We start from the raw sequence: 18,579 nt of genomic DNA on the forward strand, positions 1-18,579 counted from the left end.
ATGCCCAGGAAGGCCAACTCCGAACCCGACTTCTTCGGCTACGCCGAGCTGCTCAGCGACGCCGAGCGGGCCGAGCTCGCCGAGATCCGCGACTACCTGCAGCGCGAGATCGCCCCGATCGCCAATGCCGCATGGGAACGAGCCGAGTTCCCGCCCGAGGCGATCGGCAAGTTCGCCAAGCTGCGGCTGGCGGGCTACTCGTACCCGGAGTTCGGCGACGGCAAGCAGCGCAGCCCGCTGTTCCCCGGTTTCCTGAGCATCGAGCTCAACCGCGTCGATCCGTCGCTGGCGGTTTTCGCCGGAGTGCACAACAACCTCGCCATGGGCAGCATCTACGGCGGCGGTGACCAGGCGCAGCGGGACCGCTGGATGCCGCAGCTGATCGGCATGGACAAGATCGGCGCGTTCGCGCTGACCGAACCCGAAGGCGGCTCGGACGTCGCTGGCGGGATGCGCACCACGGCACGCCGCGACGGCGATGAGTGGGTGCTCGACGGTGCCAAGCGCTGGATCGGCAACGGCACCTTCGCCGACGTGATCGTGGTCTGGGCCCGCGATGTCGCCGACAACCAGGTGAAGGGCTTCGTCGTCGGCCACGACAGTCCCGGCGTCACCGCCACCAAGATCGAAGGCAAGGTCGCGCTGCGCACCGTGCAGAACGCCGACATCGTGCTGGACGGCGCCCGGGTTCCGGAGGCCGACCGGCTGCAGAACATCGACAGCTTCCGGGACACCGCGAAAGTCCTCGCCCGCACCCGCGGCGGCGTGGCGTGGCAGGCGCTCGGAGTGGCGCTGCGGGCTTACGAACTGGCCCGCGAGTACGCGGTCGGCCGCGAGCAGTTCGGCAAACCCATCGGCGGCTTCCAGATGATCCAGGACCTGCTGGTGAAGATGCTCGGCAACGTCACCGCGATGTTCGGCATGGTGGTGCGGCTCAACCAGCTCACCGCCGAAGGCAAGGCGGGTGCGGATCAGGCCGCGCTGGCCAAGGCGTTCACCACCACGCGGATGCGCGAAGTCGTGGCGTGGGCGCGGGAATTGTTCGGTGGCAACGGGATCGTGCTGGACTACGAGGTCGCGAAGTTCTTCGCCGACGCCGAGGCGATCTACTCCTTCGAGGGCAGCCGCGAGATGAACACGCTCATCGTCGGCAAGTCCATCACCGGGCTGAGCGCTTTCACGTGAGGTACTCCGTGACGGGCTGCCGCTGAACCGGCAGCCCGTCACGACCGGGCTGTTCGCTTCCGGTCGTTCACCGCGAGGATGTGCGGTCAGCGGGCCGGACGCGGGTGCCGTGCCCCGGCGGTCTCCGCAGGCGGCCCACCGTCCACAGTGTCCGGACACGGACTCCGGCGACAAGGTTCCGGAAACCGCGGACGCTCAGGCGGTTTCCACGTCCGGCAGCTCGACGTCCCAGCGCAGCAGTTCGCCGGGATCGTCGTCCGGTGCGTCGATGTGCCGCTGGTGCAGCCGCTCGACGTCTTCCGGGCGCTCGGCGTGGCCGGCGTCGATCGCCATGGACATGCGGGCGCTGCGGGCCGCGTTGCGCTCCATGCGGGGCCGCCGCAACCGCTCGTAGACGTCGAGATCGCGGTCGCGCAGTGCTTTGCCCAGCAGCACCGCGTCCTCCAGCGCCATCGCGGCGCCCTGCCCGGTCGCCGGTGAGGCCGCGTGCGCGGCGTCGCCCAGCAGCAGCATCCGGCCGTCGCGCCACCTCGGAAGCGGCACCAGGTCCCGGGCGTTGGTGGCCAGCACTTCGTCCGCGGCCTCGACGACGTCCGCCGCAGGCGTCGCGTCCGGCCGCAGCGCGGCGAGCAGCCGAGCACGCCGCGAAGCCGCCGGCTCGCCGGGGTCCAGCGGCGGCGCGGCCAGCCGTGCGAACCAGAACGTCCGGCGCTGCGGCGAAACGGCGTAACCGAAGTTCACCGCGCTCCCGGTGATCATCTCGATGCGCCCCGGCTCGTGCGGCACTTCCGCGCCGGTCCCGTAGAAGACTTGCTGCCCCACGTAACGCGGCGGACCCGGATCGATCTGCGCCCGCACGGCGGAGTTCAGCCCGTCCGCGCCGAGCAGCAGATCCCCGTGCACCTCCCGTCCGTCGGCCAGCCGCACCGAAACCCCGTCGCCGTCCTGCGAAGCGGCGGCGAACCGAGCGTCGTGCTCCACCCGAAGCCCGCGCCGCAGCATCTCGGCCCGCAGTTCCGCGACCAGCTCGGCCCGCCGCAGACACAGGTGACCGTCCAGCGCCGACACCGCGCGTTCCGCTCCGTCGGCGCTGAGGAAACGCGCCGTCTCCAGCCGGAATCCGGCCGTCGGCGAAACCCCGAGCTGATGCAGCGCCCGCATCCCGTTGCCCGCCAGCACGAGGAACGCCCCGGCGTCGACCGCGTCCTGCGGCGCCGCTTCGAGCACCCGGACGCCGATCCCGGCCGCATCCAACGCCAGCGCCGCGGCCGCACCCGCGACGCCACCTCCGACTACAACGGCCTCCACGGCGACTCCCCCAAGGCGATCAGCGACGTCGCGAGCCACGGTAGCGGCCCGCCGTCCCCGCCTGCCGAAGCGGTGATCAGTTCGCCGGGACGGGCTTGCGCTGCCCCTCGGAGACCTCCACGACGTGGACCGGGTGGTTCCGCGGCTCCCCGGTCTCGGCGTCGAACCAGAACAGCCCGCCCGCGCCGGTCACCTCGTTGTCCGGCCCGAGCTGGCGGAGGCTGTTCAGCACGCTGCGCGACGACGGCGGCGCGCCGGCGAGCTTGCCGCCCGTGGCGTTGGTGATGGCGGTACCCGCCGCGAGCATCGCGTCGTACTCCATGATCGCCCAACCGTTGGCCAGGTCGGCTTTCGGGAAGTCGCGGAGGAACGATCCCTCGAAGTCCCGGTAGTTCTGCCCGAGCGGGTCGGGCGAGGCGCGCAACGCGTCCGGGTCGGCCAGCGCCGCGTAGACCACCTTGACGCCCTCCGGCACCTCGGCCGGGCGCAGGCCGGCCGCGTCGGAGCCGGTGACCACGGTGAGACCGCTGCCGCACTCGAGTTCGCTCACCCGCTCCAGGAAGTCCGGCAGCAGCGAAGCGCGCCCGCCGTAGAGCAGCCCGCCGCGACCGCACACCTGCCGGGCCACCAGATTCAGCTGGTTGCGGATCGACCCGGGGTCCGAGTCGCCGCCGAACACCACCGGCGGCCCCTGCTGGACCTTCCCCGTGAACGCATCCCGCAGCGAGTTCGCCAGACCGTAGGTGTAGAAGTCCGCGCGGTTGGCGTCCCGCACCAGCGCGTACTCTCCGCCGGGCTGCGCCGCGTCGAGGTATTCGTCCAGCTTCTGCGCCTCCGCTCCGTTGCTCGGGCTCGCCCGGAACAGCCCCTCGATCCGGCCGCCGCCGGACACGGTGGAATCCACGCCCTCCACCTGCCCGGTCGCGTCGAGGCCGTTGGCGGTGAGCACCGCGCCCACCATCGGCAGCTCCGCGCGGTCCAGCGCCCGCGCGCCCTGCAACGTCTCGACCACGCTCACCCCGAGTCCGGTCACCGCGACGAGCGGGTGCCGATCGTCCTTCATCCGCACCAGCTGCCCGGTCACCGCCTGCCAGCCCTGTTCACCGGAGCCCTCGTTGGCCAGCACGACGCGCAGCGCCGGGCCGCTCCTGGCCGCGTTCAGGTGTTCCTGCGCCTTGGCGGCGCCTTCGGCCAGCGCCGCCACCTGGTCCTGCGAGGCCGGGCTGAATTCCTGGTCGGGGCGCGGCACGGGAATCAGCACCGCGACCGTGACCGCCGAACGATCCGGATCGCCCGTCGCCAAGGCGTTCTGCTCGCCGATCAGGTCGACGGCATCCCGGAGCCGCTCGTTGCCGAACGTGGAGGAGTCGGAGATTCCGATGCACCGCTCCACGTGCTCGTGATCGACTTGGTCAGGATCGACCCACCAGCCGCTGCCGCAATGCACCCGGGCGGCCAGCGCCCACCCGCGCGCGTACCAGCCGATCCCCGCGGCCAGGACCAGCACCACCACCGCGGCCGCAGCCACGATTCGGCGGTTCCGCCGTCTGCGGGTCTCCGTCCGCGGCTGCGGCGGAGTGAATCCGTCGTGCGCCATCAGCTTCCCCCTGATTCACCGGTATCGGTCCGCTTCCGCGCGGAACGCCTCCAGGCCCTCCCCGGAACGGGGCGCGATCTGGTCCAGGTCGGCGGCGATCTCGCCGCGCAGCTCGCGACCCGGCACCAGCAGCGGGTCCGCGGCCGTCCACACCGCCACCACCAGGCGGGCCACGGCCGCCAACAGCGCACCGGGATGGGAGTCGGACCCGTTCGCCGCATCGGCCCACCTGGTCAGCTCGCGCACCCTCCCGACCGGCGAGCCGCCCGGTTCGAGCTCGTTCGGGGCCGCGCAGACCGCGTGCAGCCGGCGCAGCCACTCGTGCGCGTCGACCTCCTTCAGCAACGCGGTCATCCGCTCCGCGACCGGCCGCACCTCGCCTGCCGCCAGCCGGTGGTGCAGCGCGCCGACCTCGTCGCCGTGGTTCTCGCAGTACCGGCGCAGCCAGCCGTGCACCGACGACCAGTCCGCGGCGTCCGCTTCGGTGCGCGCAGCGAGCCGCCGCAGCAGCAGGGTGCGCTGAACCCGCGGCATGGTGCGGTGAGCAGCCGCGTCGACGCTGCTCCACAACGCCGCGCTGAAGACCTCCTGCTGCCGGTTCTGCACCTCCGGCGCCAGCGCGCTCTGGTTGACCAGCTGCAGCGCCTGCTCCAGATCGCGGGCCGCGGATGTGGTGATCAGCGCGGCGGCCGCTTCCTCGGAACCGGCGAGCAGCTCGGCCAGCAGCAGCTCCTCCAGCGGTACCGGTTCCTCCCGGGATGACGGGCGGACCGGGCAGGGCAGCAGCGAGCCCAGCTGCGCCTCTGCGAGCCCCTGCTCGGCCAGGGCGTCCAGCACCCGCCGGGTGGACAGCGCGTGCCCGCCGGTGAACCGGTGCACCGCCGCGGTGACCTGCCGCTGCCGCACCTTCGGCCCGAGCGCGGCGACCATGTTCCCCACCGCGCCTTGCGAGAGGTCGTCCAGCCGCACCGAATACCGGCTCGGCGCCCGCACTCCCCCGCGCACCGCGTCGGCGTAGCAGGCCGACTCGATCGAGGCGACCGCGGCACCGGGACCGCGCGCGGACAGGTCCGTGCGGCTGGTCGCCACCACGGTGAGCGGGTCGGGCTCGATGCCGTGCGCTCGCCGCTCACGGGCTCCGGTGAGCCCGTCCAGCAGCGCCAGCCCGGCAGGCGTGTCCACGTTGTCCAGCAGCACCGTGCAATTGAGCGTGCGGGCCTCGGCCCGCCGTCCGCGGGCGAAGCCCTCCCGCAGGTCCGCCAGGAACGCCGCCCACAGCAGCTCGCCGACCTCGTCACCGCCCTCGGCGGCGGGCTCGTGCGCTTTGTGGTTGAGGTCGACCAGCACGTCGATCGGGCGCAGGCTCAACCCGCGGTCCTGCTCGCCGTACCAGTCCCGGCCCACCGCGGGATTCCCGCGGCTGCTGCGGACGGAGTTCACCGCGGACACGATCCAACCGGGCAGTCGCTGCGCGACGGTCTGGACGGGTGCGTCCTGCAGGCCCGGCACCGTGGTCAGCAGTTCTCCGGCCAGCTCGCCCAGGTAGTCGGGCGGGTCCGGGATCCGCGAATAGGTCCGCAGCGCCTCGTCGATCTGATTGCGGGCCTTCTCCCACTGCGCGACCTCGATCTGCGGCTCCAGCGCCAGCTGCCCGGTGATGAGCCGGGCGAACTCCACCGCGCCGTAGCGCGGGCACGGCCTGCTGAGCTGGAAGGCCAGCGCGGCCAGCACCTGCGGCATCCTGGCCGCTCCGCGCTCCTCGCCGTCCGGGTGGTCGCGTTCGAGCCGCGCGCAGTCCAGCCGGGCGAACGGGATCCGCTCGCGGCACCGGTTCGCGAGATCCGCGAGCAATGCGGTCTTCCCGCTGCCCCGCGCGCCGGTGAACACCAGCACCGGCACCCGCCTGCTCGCGGGCCGACCGTCGTGCTCCGGCCGCTCCAGCATCTCCCGGACGAGGGCGATCTCCCGATCCCTGCCGTGCAACGGCACCTGCGTGGCGTAGCGCTCAGCATCCCGAGCCATGCCCACCCCCCTGCGGTAGCACCGAATTCCGGGTCCACCGATTCCCCAGAAACCGACCCGGCGGAAGAAGAAGTGGGAGCGTACTGACCGCGCAAAACCGCGGTCAACGATTAATCAGCAGAAAGAACCGTTCGGCCCAGCGGCTTGTTGAAATAGCCATCGCGGACTGCGGCATTAGTGGGACGGACGGGAATATGCCGCGGTTGTCCGGCCGGATCACACGTAACGCGAAAGGCCGCTGCACCCTCAAGCCGCGCGGCGGACGCCCGTGGCCTCCGCCGCGCCGACCTCACTGGATCCCGGCGGCGTCCATGCCGCGCAGTTCCTTCTTCAGGTCCTGGATCTCGTCGCGCAACCGGGCCGCCAGCTCGAACTGCAACTCGCGGGCCGCGTTCATCATCTGGTCGTTGAGCTGCTGCACCAGATCCGCCAGCTCGGCACGCGGCATCGAGCTGGTGTCCTTGCCCTCCAGCACACCGGAGGTCGCCACCGACTCCCCGCTGGGCTTCTTGCCGCGGGAGGCGTTGCGCCCGGAACCGCCGACCGAGACCGACTCCTCGGTGTCCTCGGACTCGGTGTAGACCCGGTCCAGGATGTCGGCGATCTTCTTGCGCAGCGGTTGCGGATCGATGCCGTGCTCGTCGTTGTAGGCGATCTGCTTGGCGCGGCGGCGGTTCGTCTCGTCGATGGCGTGCTGCATCGAGTCGGTCATCGTGTCCGCGTACATGTGCACCTGGCCGGAGACGTTGCGCGCCGCGCGCCCGATCGTCTGCACCAGCGAGGTGCCGGAGCGCAGGAAGCCCTCCTTGTCCGCGTCGAGGATCGACACCAGCGACACCTCCGGCAGGTCCAGCCCCTCCCGCAGCAGGTTGATGCCCACCAGCACGTCGAACTCGCCGAGCCGCAGCTGCCGCAGCAGCTCCACCCGCCGCAGCGTGTCCACCTCGGAGTGCAGGTAGCGCACCCGCACCCCCAGCTCCAGGAAGTAGTCCGTGAGGTCCTCGGCCATCTTCTTGGTCAGCGTGGTCACCAGCACCCGCTCGTCGCGCTCGGCGCGTTCGCGGATCTCGCCGACCAGGTCGTCGATCTGGCCCTCGGTCGGTTTCACCACGACCTCCGGATCGACCAGCCCGGTCGGGCGGATGACCTGCTCGACGAACTCGCCGCCAGCGCGGCCCATCTCGTACGGGCCGGGGGTCGCCGACAGGTACACCGTCTGCCCGATCCGGTCGGCGAACTCCTCCCAGGTCAGCGGCCGGTTGTCCATCGCGCTGGGCAGCCGGAAACCGTGCTCGACCAGCGTGCGCTTGCGGGACATGTCGCCTTCGTACATCCCGCCGATCTGCGGCACCGTCTGGTGCGATTCGTCGATGACCAGCATGAAGTCGTCCGGGAAGTAGTCCAGCAGCGTGGCGGGCGCGGTCCCGGCGTCCCGGCCGTCGATGTGCCGCGAGTAGTTCTCGATGCCGGAGCAGAACCCGACCTGGCGCATCATTTCCACGTCGTACTGGGTGCGCATCCGCAGCCGCTGCGCCTCCAGCAGCTTGTTCTGCTTCTCCAGCTTGCCCAGCTGCTCCTCGAGCTCGGACTCGATGCCGCGGATCGCCTTTTCCATCCGCTCCGGCCCGGCCACGTAGTGCGTGGCGGGGAAGATCCGCAGGTCGTCCACCTCGCGCACGATCTCGCCGGTCAGCGGGTGCAGGTAATAGAGCCGCTCGATCTCGTCGCCGAAGAACTCGATGCGCACCGCCAGCTCCTCGTAGGCCGGGATCACCTCGACGGTGTCCCCGCGCACCCGGAACGTCCCGCGGGCGAAGGAGATGTCGTTGCGGGTGTACTGCACGTCCACCAGCGCGCGCAGCAGCAGGTCCCGGTCGATCTCACCGCCGGTCTCCAGCTGGATCGAGCGGTCCAGGTACGACTGCGGCGTGCCCAGGCCGTAGATGCACGACACCGAGGACACGACCACGCAGTCCCGCCTGCTGAGCAGGTTCGAGGTCGCCGAGTGCCGCAGCCGCTCCACGTCCTCGTTGATCGAGGAGTCCTTCTCGATGTAGGTGTCGGTCTGCGGGACGTAGGCTTCCGGCTGGTAGTAGTCGTAGTAGCTGACGAAGTACTCGACCGCGTTGTCCGGGAAGAACTCCCGCATCTCGTTGGCCATCTGCGCCGCGAGGGTCTTGTTCGGCTCCAGCACCAGCGTGGGCCGCTGCAGCCGTTCGACCAGCCAGGCAGTGGTGGCCGACTTGCCGGTGCCGGTCGCGCCGAGCAGCACCACGTTGGCCTCGCTGGCGCGGATCCGCCGTTCCAGCGCGTCGATCGCCTCCGGCTGGTCACCCGACGGGTCGTAGTCGCTGACCATCCGGAAGCTGCCGCCGCTGCGCGGGATGTCCCCCACCGGGCGGTGGGTCGTGTCCGCCGGTGTCGGGTACTCAGTCGCGAATGCCACGTGTCCGAGGGTACGAGCCCCCACCGACACGACGCCCGGACCTGATGTTCGCCCCTCCCGTGAGAGGCGTCTCGCGACTTATGGTTGCCACGTGACCACGCAACGCGAGATCGCGGAAAACCTCGGGCTGCCGGTGCACCCGCCGAAGGTCGAGCTGTTCGACCTGGTGCGGGGCACCAACACCGACCCCAAGCAGATCGTTCGTCACGTGGCCGAATACCGGGTGGAGCCGTTCGGGCTCTACCTCGCCCGGCCGGTCCCCGACCACCCGAAGCTGCGGGCGCTGGAATCCTGGCTGCTGCCGGACCACCGCCTGCGGATCACCCGCTGGAACTTCCTGCCCGGCCAATCGAACGGCTGGGACTTCTACGTCGACGTCGCAGCCATCGAACCGGGCCCGGACCACTGGCGCACCGTCGACCACTACCTCGACGTGCAGGTCGCGGAGGGCCGGACCGCGGAGCTGCTGGACGTGGACGAGTACCTGCTCGCGGTGCGGGCGGAACTGCTCGACGAGCGGACCGCGGAGCACGCGATGCGCGCGGCGTGCGCGGCGATGGACGGGCTGGCCCGGTACGGCTACCGGCTCGCCGACTGGCTCCGTTCCGAAGGCGTCGCGCTGAGCTGGCGCGGGCAGCCGTCGCAAGGAACCTGATTTCGACCGATAGCACTACCGCTGAACCGGTGATCATCGCGCGGGCGGCCGAATCGGTACCCGGCGAACGCGCGAAAGTTATGTTAAAGGACGGTACTGAGGATCACATCGGCGGAAATCGACGTTACTGTTTGAGGCCGTGGGTACCGCAGTCGCTCCTCAGTTGGTCGACGTGATCGACCTGTTCAGTGCGCAACGTTCCCATTCCTCCGGTTCCAGCGTCCCGCTGAATCGCTGCCAAGTGGAGCCGTGGGGCTTGTCGGTGGAGTGCGCGACGCCGGCGGACCCGGTGCACGAGGGCGAGGTGAGCTGGCTGCTGCCGGACCACGGCCTGCGGCTCACGCGGCGCCGCGCCCGGCACTGGACCACCCGGCGCGAACCCAGCACGATCACCGCCGCGCTGATCGAGCACGACACGCGATCGTGGGTCACCACGGACCTGCTGCTCGGGCTGCAGGTGCCGGACCACGGTTCGGCCCGCATCGTGCATGCCGAGGAGTTCGCCACCGCGGTCTCGGCGGGCATGATCCGGCTCAACCAGGCCGATTATGCGCTGCACACGGTGTACCGGCTGTTCGTCGAGCTGAGCAGGCACCGGGACGTCAGCCGGTGGCTCGCGCACCTCGGGATCTTCGACCTGTGGTGAGCCGCGCCGGTCAGTCCGGCGCCACCCAGCCGACGCGCGAGGCCCATTCCTGCGCGCTCGGCAAGGCTTCGACGAACCACGGTTCCTTCGCCGCCGCGTAGCGCTCATGATCCGGGTCTTCGGCGAACCGCTGGGCCAGCTCCCGCTTAACCCTGGAGTAGTCCGCCCGAGCCGCCTCGTCGTCCCGCAACCAGTCGCGGAACAGCAGCGCGACCCGCTGCCCCGGGGATCCCTGGACCCGCAGGTGCAGGTTCACCGGGGAGCCCGGGTCCGCCGCGTTGTGGTAGCGCTTGAGCCACTGGTCCGGATCGGGGGCGAACGAGTGCGGGTGGTCGCGCCGGATCCCGTCGTCGACCGGGAATCCCGCCTCCCCCAAGGCTTCCGCGATGGCGTCGGCGTCGTCCAGCGACCGGACGGTCAGCTGCAGATCGATGACGTCCTTCGCTGGCAGCCCGGGGACCGCGGTCGAACCGACGTGGTCGACCCGCACCGCTTTGTCCCCCGCCGCCTGCCGGATCCGGGCACCGAGCCGCCGCGCGGTCCGCGGCCACTCCGGGTCCGGTTCGACGATCCGCGGCGGCCGTTGCGGGGCGCGCCGTCCCGTGCGCACGTTCTGCTCGAAGGGAACCAGCCGCTGCGACCACAACCGGTCTACCTCGGCCACCAGGTCCTGCACCGGCCCGGAGTTGTCCAGCCACACGTCGGCCGCCTCGCGGCGTTGCTCGTCGGTCGCCTGCGAGCGGATCCGCGCCCGCGCGTCCTCGATGTCCAAGCCCCGGTCGACCAACCGCCGCACCCGGTCCTGTTCGGGGGCGTCCACGATGAGCACGAGGTGGTAATTCGGCGCGTAACCGTTCTCGACCAGCAGCGGAACGTCGTGCACCACGACCGCGTCCGCGGGCGCCTGCGCCATCCGCTCGGCGGTCAACGCGCCGATCCTGGGGTGCGTGATCGCGTTCAGGTCGGCCCGCGCCTGGTCGTCGCCGAACACCTTCTTCGCCATCGCCGGCCGGTCCAGCGCGCCTTCCGGCGTCACGATGTCCGGCCCGAAGCGATCCACCAGCTCGGCCAGGCCCGCACTGCCCGGCTCCACCACTTGCCGCGCCAGCTTGTCCGCGTCGATGAGCACCGCACCGCACTGCACCAGCCGCGCCGCCACCGTCGACTTGCCCGATCCGATCCCGCCGCTGAGGCCCACCCGCAACATGCGGCCCATCCTGCCAGCCCTCGATACCGGCCCCGAAGTTCGCACTTCAGCCCACGCGGCTGCGGTTCCGTCGAGCGACCACCTGCGCAGCACGAACTCGACAACGGCCGGACGCGAAACGGCCCCGCACCTGCGGACAGGTGCGGGGCCGTGCGCTATCCGTACCGGGTCGACCGGTCTGCGCGGATCAGGCGCCGCCGGAGAGCTTCTCCCGCAGCGCGGCGAGCTGCGCGTCGCTGGCCAGCGAGCCCGCGTCCTCCTGCTGCTCGGACGAGGAGGCCGCGGACGAGTAGTTCCCGCCGCCCTGCGCCTCGCCGGAGCCGGCAGCGGCACCGCCGCCGCCACCCCCGCCGGAGGCACTCTCGGCAGCAGCTTCCGCGTCGGCCTCGGCGGCCTTCTGGACCTGCTTCATGTGCTGCTCGTAGCGGGACAGCGCCTCGGAGTACTGCCGCTCCCACTCCTCGCGCTGGGTCTCGTAGCCCTCCTGCCACTCCGCGGTCTCCGGGTCGAAGCCCTCGGGGTAGATGTAGTTGCCCTCGTTGTCGTACTCGGCGGCCATGCCGTACTGCGTGGGGTCGAACTCGGAGTCCGGCGTGAAGCCCTCGTTGGCCTGCTTCAGCGACAGCGAGATCCGGCGGCGGTCCAGGTCGATGTCGATGACCTTGATCATCACGTCGTCGCCGACCTGCACGACCTGCTCCGGGATCTCCACGTGGCGCTCGGCCAGCTCGGAGATGTGCACCAGGCCCTCGATGCCCTCGTCGACCCGGACGAACGCGCCGAACGGCACCAGCTTGGTGACCTTGCCCGGCACGATCTGGCCGATCGCGTGGGTGCGGGCGAACTGCCGCCACGGGTCTTCCTGCGTCGCCTTCAGCGACAGCGAGACGCGCTCGCGGTCCATCTCGACGTTGAGGACCTCGACCGTGACCTCCTGGCCGACCTCGACGACCTCGCTCGGGTGGTCGATGTGCTTCCAGGACAGCTCGGAGACGTGCACCAGACCGTCGACACCACCGAGGTCCACGAACGCACCGAAGTTGACGATGGAGGACACCACGCCCTTGCGGACCTGGCCGTTCTGCAGCTGGTTGAGGAACTCGCTGCGCACCTCGGACTGCGTCTGCTCCAGCCAGGCGCGACGGGACAGCACCACGTTCTTGCGGTTCTTGTCCAGCTCGATGATCTTGGCTTCGAGCTCGCGGCCGACGTAGGGCTGCAGGTCCCGGACGCGGCGCATCTCGACCAGCGACGCGGGCAGGAAGCCGCGCAGCCCGATGTCGAGGATGAGGCCGCCCTTGACGACCTCGATGACGGTGCCGCGCACCGGCTCGTCCTTCTCCTTGAGCTCCTCGATCGTGCCCCAGGCGCGCTCGTACTGGGCGCGCTTCTTGGACAGGATCAGGCGGCCTTCCTTGTCCTCCTTCTGGAGGACCAGGGCCTCGACGAAGTCGCCGACCGCGACGACCTCGGCCGGGTCCACGTCGTGCTTGATCGACAGTTCCCGGGACGGGATGACGCCCTCGGTCTTGTAACCGATGTCGAGCAGCACCTCGTCGCGGTCGACCTTGACGATGGTGCCCTCGACGATGTCGCCGTCGTTGAAGTACTTGATGGTTTGGTCGACGGCGGCGAGGAAGTCCTCCTCCGTCCCGACGTCGTTGACCGCGACCTGCGGCTTGGTAGCGGCTGCAGCCGGGACGGTGGTGGTGTCGGTGGACATCAGGTGGGTTGCTCCGGTACGGATAGTTTTGTCGGTTGCCTGTGCGGTTCACCCCGCAGCGGCCGGCGGCTCGCCACCGGCCGATCCGGCAGACCTTCCAGCCTGGCAGACCACCCGGCGCGCACCGGCGCCGACCCCTTCGGGGTTGCGCCCTGGATCTTAGACTCCGGAGCCGACACCGCGACGAGCGGAACCGGCGAGAACCACGTCCCCGGTACGGCTCAGCCTTGCTGATCGGCCCCAGTTCGCTGCGTCGGCGGGTCTCCGCCGACGATCCCTGGTCGCTGCGGCCCGCCCAGTCCGGTTCCGGGAGTCCGATTCCGGGCAGCCGGTGCCGGTTCCGCGCGGGCCGCCTCTGGTCGAACGCTGAACCCCCCACCGGTAATCCCGATCAGGGCACGGCTCCCGACCTGGTAGTTCCGTCCGTCCCGGTCGTGGCGGTGATCGCTCGGTCGGATCAGCGGCGGACCGGGCCGTGGCGGGTTTCCCAGCCGGAATGCACGGAGACGTTAAGACCCACGGCGCGGGCGGTATCGTACGCGGCCGTGCGATCGCCGGGCAAACCACATACCGGCGCAGTTGGCGAATCACAGGACTGGCGATGCCGAACCAGGAACCCGATGCCGCCGGATCTCCGACCGGCCCGGCGCAGAACGAACCACCGGACGGTGGTTCCGAGCACGCTGCCGCGGAACTCGCGCTGGGCACCACGGGTGTGAGCAAGCGCACCGCGGGCACGGTCGAATCCCGCTTGGCGAGCCGGGCGTGGTGGGACGCCGACGCGGACGATTACCAGGCCGAGCACGGCGAATTCCTCGGCGCCGAAGACTTCGTCTGGTGCCCGGAGCGCCTCCGGGAAGCCGATGCGGGCCTGCTCGGCGACGTCGCGGGAAAGCGCGTCCTGGAGGTCGGCTGCGGCTCGGCGTCGTGTTCGCGCTGGCTGGCCCGCCGAGGTGCGGAACCGGTGGCGTTGGACATTTCCGCCGGCATGTTGCGGCACGCGCGCGACGGCGCAGCGGCCACCGGCGTGGAAGTGCCGCTGGTGCAGGCCAGCGCGGACCTGCTGCCGTTCGCCGCGGGCAGCTTCGACCTGGCGTGCTCCGCGTTCGGCGGGGTGCCGTTCGTGGCGGACTCCGGCGCGGTGTTCGGCGAGGTCGCGCGGGTGCTGCGGCCCGGCGGGCGCTGGGTGTTCTCGGTGACTCATCCGATGCGGTGGATCTTCCCGGACGATCCCGGCCCCGGCGGGCTCACCGTCACCCAGCCCTACTTCGACCGCACTCCGTACCTGGAGGTCAACGGGCTCGGGCAGGCCACCTACGTGGAGCACCACCGCACGCTCGGCGACTACGTGCGCCAGCTCGCCGCAGCCGGCTTGCGGCTGGTGGATCTGATCGAGCCGGAGTGGCCGAAGGGCGCCACGCACACCTGGGGCCAGTGGAGCCCGCTGCGCGGCAAGCTCTTCCCCGGCACCGCGATCTTCTGCTGCACGCTCGACGAGCAGTAGCCCGGTCCCGCGCCGCGGCTGCCAGAATCCGGGTCACCCCGGCACGACAGGAGGTTCGGCGGACGTGGGCGGCGCGCAGGATCTGGTGGACCGGCAGTGCGCGCGGTTCCGCGGGCTGGATCCGCAGCTGCCGGACGACTACCTGTTGCCCAAGGGCGACCCGCTGATGGCCCGCTTGCCCGGTGGCGAGCCGGTGGCGGGCCTGGTGGCGCACACCCACAATCCGCCCGGTTCGGCGCAGAGCCTGTGGCAGGCGTCGGACGTCTTCGAGCTCTTCCCGCTGCTGGGTGATCACCCGCGCGCCGGCATGGACGGCGTGCTGGGGGCCTGGCGGGAGTGGCTGGCGGCTCGTTCGATCCCCGCCGAGGACTCGTCCTGCGTGGTCACTTGGCCCAGCCGGGACGTGCAGGCCACCCGGGCGCTGCTGGATCACGGTTTCGCGCCGCTGTCCTGCATGGCGATCCGCCCGCCGACCCCGGACACCGTTACGGAACTACCTGGTACCGTAAAAGTGCGCCGCGCCGGACGGGCCGATCTGGACGCCGTCGTCGAACTCGCGATCGCCGAGCACGATTACGCCGCCCTCGTCGGCACGTCGGTGCCCCGCCCGGGAGCCGGTGACCTCAAGCGCATCGCCGCGCGCCAGCGGCTGCACTCCGGCACCGACCCGGTGTGGCTGGCCGAACAGGACGGGACGCCGATCGCGCTCGCCGAATGCGGCTGGGTCGACACCGCCCGCCAGCCCGGCGGGCACCGGTTGCGCCGGGGGCTGTGGGCCTACGTGAACTGCTTGTCGGTGCACGAGCAGGCCCGCGGGGGCGGCGTGGGGCAGCGGCTGATGGCCGTGGCGCACGAGGAGTTCGTCCGCGCCGGAGCCGTCGGCAGCTTCCTCTACTACAACCCGCCGAATCCGCTGTCCTCGGTGTTCTGGCCGCGCCAGGGCTACCGGCCGCTGTGGACCATGTGGGAGGTGCGCCCCGCGACCGCGCTGCGCTGATCTCCCACGCCGAGAAGGAGTCGAGACGACGTCGTGGAGATCGCCGCAGAAGCAGTCGAAGTCGTCGGCGCGCACAGCACCTTGCTCGCGCCCACCTCGATGCGCGTGTCCAGCGGAGAACTGCTGGTCGTGACCGGTGAACCGAACTCCGGGCACACCGCATTGGCACTGGCGCTGTCCGGCAGGCTGCGTCCCGCCCGCGGTTCGGTGCGGATCGACGGCCGCGCCGACCCGAAGGCGCTGCGCCGCGCCGTCGCGGTCGTCGACGCGCCGGAGATCACCGAGCCGGAGCCGAGCGTGCCGGTGCGGACCGTGGTCGCCGAGGGGCTCAGCCTCGCCGGCCGCCGCGCCGGACGCGCCGCGGTGCGTTCCTGGCTGGCCGCGCACGAGCTGGCCGAGCACACCTCGACCCGGATGGAGAACCTGCCCGCCGCCGAACGCACCCGGCTGCTGATCGACCTGGCGTGCGCCGCGAAGCGCACCACCGCGCTGGTGCTGGACAGCCCGGACCGGCACGGCGGCGACCCGCACGCCTGGTACGAGCTCGCGCGGCGGGAAAGCCGCAGGCAGCGCGCGGTGGTCGTGCTGTGCTCCGCGCATTCCGCCGACCGGCTCGCCCTCGTCCCCCAAGCTCGCATCGGCGCGGACGGCCGCGCCGCCGAAGAAGGTGCCCGATGACCACGTTCCGCCTGACCATGACCGAGCTGCGCAGGCTCACCTCCGGCAGGTTGCCGCGACTGGCCCTGGTCGCCATCACGCTGGTGCCGCTGCTGTACGGCGCGATGTACCTCTACGCCAACTGGGACCCCTACAACCGGCTCGACTCGGTGCCCGCCGCAGTCGTGATCGACGACGCGGGCGGGCAGCGCCAGGACGGCAGCACGCTCAACGCGGGTGACCGCGTTTACGACGAACTGGCCGGTTCCGGTTCCTTCGACTGGCACCGCACCGGCGAACGCGACGCCGAGCAGGGCGTGCAGCAGGGCCGCTACACGTTCGCGCTGGTTGTGCCGAAGGACTTCTCGGCCGCGCTGCTCTCGCCGGGGGAGTTCGAGCCGCGGCAGGCGCAGCTGCGGCTGGTCACCAACGACACGAACAACTACTTGATCTCCACCATCGCCGACAAGGTCGCCGGTGAGGTGCGCAAGGCCGTGGCCGGCGACGCGGGCACCGAAGCCGCCGACCAGCTGCTGCTCGGCTTCGGCACGGTGCACGACAAGACCGTGCAGGCCGCCGACGGTGCCGGGAAGCTCGCCGACGGCGCGACGCAGCTGCGCGACGGCATCGGCACCGCCGAGCAGGGCACCGGTCAGCTCTCCGCCGGGGCGCACCGGCTGCTGGACGGCCAGCAGCAGCTGGTGGACGGATCAGGGCAGCTAGTCGACGGCACCGGGCGGCTCAGCGCCGGAGCCGATCAGCTGCACAACGGGCTGCAGCAACTGCAGCAGCGCACCGCACCGCTGCCGGAGCAGACCGCGAAGCTCGCCGACGGCGCCGACAAGGTCGCCGACGGCAACGAGAAGCTCGCGGGCACCGCGGACAAGCTCGGCGAAGCCTCGCAGCGGTTCGTCGACAACCTCGAGCAGAACAAGACCCGCATCGCGAACCAATTGCGCTCCACCGGCGCCGACGAACAGACCGTGCAGCGCGTGCTGGACGGCCTGGACCAGCTGAACCAGCCGATCACCGACACGAACGACCAGGTGCAGGGCCAGATCGGGCAGCTGGACGCGCTCGCCGACGGTTCCCGCCAGGTCGCCGACGGCAACCGGAAGCTCGCCGAATCGACGCCCGCGCTCACCGGCGCCATCGGGCAGCTCACCGACGGGTCCGGAACGCTCTCCGGCGGTGCCGCCCAGCTGGGCTCCGGTGCCCAGCGGTTGCACACCGGGCAGCAGCAGGCGCTCGACGGAACCGGTGCGCTCACCGACGGCGCGGACCGGCTCGATGGCGGTGCGCAGCAGCTCGCCGACGGCTCCGGGAAGCTCGAGAACGGTTCGCACACCCTCGCCGACGAACTCGGCAAGGGCGCCAAGGACATCCCGGACCTCGACGACAAGACCAGGACGGACACCGCGCGGACCATCGGCGACCCGGTCGCGGTGGACAACCAGGCGCAGGTCAAGGCGGCCACCTACGGCGCGGGGCTCGCCCCGTTCTTCATGGGCCTGGCGTTGTGGATCGGCGGGTTCGTGCTGTTCCTGATCATGCGTCCGCTGTCGCAGCGCGCGCTGGCAGGCGGGGTGGCGCCGTGGAAGATCGCCTTCGGCGGCTGGCTGCCCGCGGCGATCGTGGGTGCGGCGCAGGCGGTGCTGCTCTACCTCGTGGTGGTGTTCGGAGTCGGCGTGCAGCCCGCGCACCCGTGGCTGACGGTCGGGTTCCTACTGCTCACATCATTCGCGTTCACCGCGGTGGTGCACGCGCTGAACGCAGCGTTCGGAGCGCGCGGGAAGTTCATCGCGCTGGTGATCCTGGTGCTGCAACTGGTCACCGCGGGCGGCACGTTCCCGTGGCAGACCACGCCGGCACCGCTGCACCCGCTGCACAACGTGCTGCCGCTGAGCTACGTGGTGACCGGCCTGCGGCACCTGCTCTACGGCGGCCAAGACCTGGCCGCGGCGGGCACGTCGGCGTGGGTGCTGGTGGCTTACTTGGCGGCGGGCCTGCTGCTGAGCACCGCGGCCGCGTGGCGCCAGCGGGTGTGGACACCAGCCCGGTTGAAACCCGAACTGTCCTTGTGAACCGGACGAGGAAGGGGCCGGAGGTGCGCACCTCCGGCCCCTTTTGCCGCGCGACTCAATCGGTGACGGCGGACGCCTCGGCTTCTTCGTCGTAGCGGGCGACCTCGAGCAGGTTGCCGTCCGGGTCCCGCAGGTACAGCGACGTGATCGGACCGGCCGCACCGGTGCGCCCCACCGGGCCTTCCTCGATCCGGACGTCGTTGGCGCGCAGGTGCTCCTGAACCTCGCTGATCGGCTGCTCGGTGACCAGGCACAGGTTCGCCGAGCCGGGAACCGGGTGCGTGGCGGTGGGTTCCACCAGTTCGCTGGCCGCGTGCAGCTTGATGGTCTGGTCGCCGAAGCTCACCGCACGGCGGTCGCCGGGGAAGGTCACCGTCCGCATCCCGAGGATCCGCTCGTAGAACTCCGCAGCCCGATCGACATCGGCCACGGTGAGCACCAGGTGGTCCACTCTGTCGATGTTGATCATTTTCCTCCTCCGGGGCGTCGAGCCCCGGTTCGCCGGGCGCGCACCGCGCACCGCAGTCGTCGGCATCCGTTGTTCCGCA

The 18,579-nt window shown here is 71.0% G+C and carries 14 protein-coding genes; 7 read left to right on the forward strand and 7 right to left on the reverse strand.

Annotated elements, in window-relative coordinates:
* Nucleotides 1-1,185 carry an acyl-CoA dehydrogenase family protein gene (locus V1457_RS29370; RefSeq protein WP_338598416.1) on the forward strand — a complete coding sequence of 395 codons (1,185 nt, stop codon included), beginning with the start codon at nt 1-3 and terminating at the stop codon, nt 1,183-1,185.
* Between the two features lie 195 nt (nt 1,186-1,380).
* On the opposite strand, the gene V1457_RS29375 is transcribed toward V1457_RS29370, so the two are convergent.
* The 4 genes from V1457_RS29375 to uvrB form a co-directional block, all read right to left on the reverse strand.
* Complete coding sequence (locus tag V1457_RS29375; RefSeq protein ID WP_338598418.1) at nt 1,381-2,493, reverse strand: FAD-dependent monooxygenase; 1,113 nt, start codon at nt 2,491-2,493, stop codon at nt 1,381-1,383.
* A 76-nt stretch (nt 2,494-2,569) separates the two neighbouring features.
* Nucleotides 2,570-4,021 carry a hypothetical protein gene (locus V1457_RS29380; protein ID WP_338598419.1) on the reverse strand — a complete coding sequence of 484 codons (1,452 nt, stop codon included), beginning with the start codon at nt 4,019-4,021 and terminating at the stop codon, nt 2,570-2,572.
* A gap of 84 nt (nt 4,022-4,105) precedes the next feature.
* Complete coding sequence (locus V1457_RS29385; RefSeq protein WP_200072019.1) at nt 4,106-6,112, reverse strand: AAA family ATPase; 2,007 nt, start codon at nt 6,110-6,112, stop codon at nt 4,106-4,108.
* A 289-nt stretch (nt 6,113-6,401) separates the two neighbouring features.
* The gene (gene uvrB / locus V1457_RS29390; RefSeq protein WP_307850196.1) at nt 6,402-8,558 is read right to left on the reverse strand and encodes an excinuclease ABC subunit UvrB; all 2,157 of its coding nucleotides are present in this window, start codon (nt 8,556-8,558) and stop codon (nt 6,402-6,404) included.
* Nucleotides 8,559-8,649: 91 nt separating this feature from the next.
* Between uvrB and V1457_RS29395 the strand changes: the two genes are divergently transcribed.
* Both V1457_RS29395 and V1457_RS29400 read left to right on the forward strand, forming a co-directional pair.
* A complete protein-coding gene (locus V1457_RS29395; protein ID WP_200072018.1) occupies nt 8,650-9,213 on the forward strand; it encodes a DUF402 domain-containing protein in 564 nt (187 codons plus the stop codon).
* A gap of 139 nt (nt 9,214-9,352) precedes the next feature.
* The gene (locus tag V1457_RS29400) at nt 9,353-9,859 is read left to right on the forward strand and encodes a hypothetical protein (RefSeq protein ID WP_338598424.1); all 507 of its coding nucleotides are present in this window, start codon (nt 9,353-9,355) and stop codon (nt 9,857-9,859) included.
* A gap of 10 nt (nt 9,860-9,869) precedes the next feature.
* On the opposite strand, the gene coaE is transcribed toward V1457_RS29400, so the two are convergent.
* Nucleotides 9,870-11,066, reverse strand: coding sequence for a dephospho-CoA kinase (coaE, locus tag V1457_RS29405; protein ID WP_338598426.1), 1,197 nt, complete (start codon nt 11,064-11,066; stop codon nt 9,870-9,872).
* 187 nt (nt 11,067-11,253) lie between these two features.
* Complete coding sequence (gene rpsA / locus V1457_RS29410) at nt 11,254-12,789, reverse strand: 30S ribosomal protein S1 (RefSeq protein WP_338598428.1); 1,536 nt, start codon at nt 12,787-12,789, stop codon at nt 11,254-11,256.
* Between the two features lie 601 nt (nt 12,790-13,390).
* Here rpsA and V1457_RS29415 point away from each other — a divergent pair.
* The 4 genes from V1457_RS29415 (at nt 13,391) to V1457_RS29430 (ending at nt 18,031) form a co-directional block, all read left to right on the forward strand.
* Nucleotides 13,391-14,293 (forward strand): class I SAM-dependent methyltransferase, encoded by a 903-nt coding sequence (locus tag V1457_RS29415; protein ID WP_295149702.1) that lies wholly within the window; start codon nt 13,391-13,393, stop codon nt 14,291-14,293.
* Nucleotides 14,294-14,357: 64 nt separating this feature from the next.
* Nucleotides 14,358-15,290: a GNAT family N-acetyltransferase gene (locus tag V1457_RS29420; protein ID WP_338598431.1), complete on the forward strand. Its 933-nt coding sequence runs from the start codon at nt 14,358-14,360 to the stop codon at nt 15,288-15,290.
* A 33-nt stretch (nt 15,291-15,323) separates the two neighbouring features.
* Nucleotides 15,324-15,968 (forward strand): ATP-binding cassette domain-containing protein, encoded by a 645-nt coding sequence (locus V1457_RS29425; RefSeq protein WP_200072013.1) that lies wholly within the window; start codon nt 15,324-15,326, stop codon nt 15,966-15,968.
* On the forward strand, nt 15,965-18,031 hold the full coding sequence (locus V1457_RS29430; protein WP_295142849.1) for a YhgE/Pip domain-containing protein: 2,067 nt from the start codon (nt 15,965-15,967) through the stop codon (nt 18,029-18,031). The genes V1457_RS29425 and V1457_RS29430 overlap by 4 nt, the downstream gene beginning before the upstream one ends.
* Nucleotides 18,032-18,086: 55 nt before the next feature.
* Here the strand turns inward: V1457_RS29430 and V1457_RS29435 are convergent, their stop codons facing one another.
* Complete coding sequence (locus V1457_RS29435) at nt 18,087-18,500, reverse strand: VOC family protein (protein WP_200072011.1); 414 nt, start codon at nt 18,498-18,500, stop codon at nt 18,087-18,089.
* Nucleotides 18,501-18,579 lie beyond the last annotated feature (79 nt).

It is taken from the genome of Saccharopolyspora sp. SCSIO 74807 (assembly GCF_037023755.1).
GTDB lineage: Bacteria > Actinomycetota > Actinomycetes > Mycobacteriales > Pseudonocardiaceae > Saccharopolyspora_C > Saccharopolyspora_C galaxeae.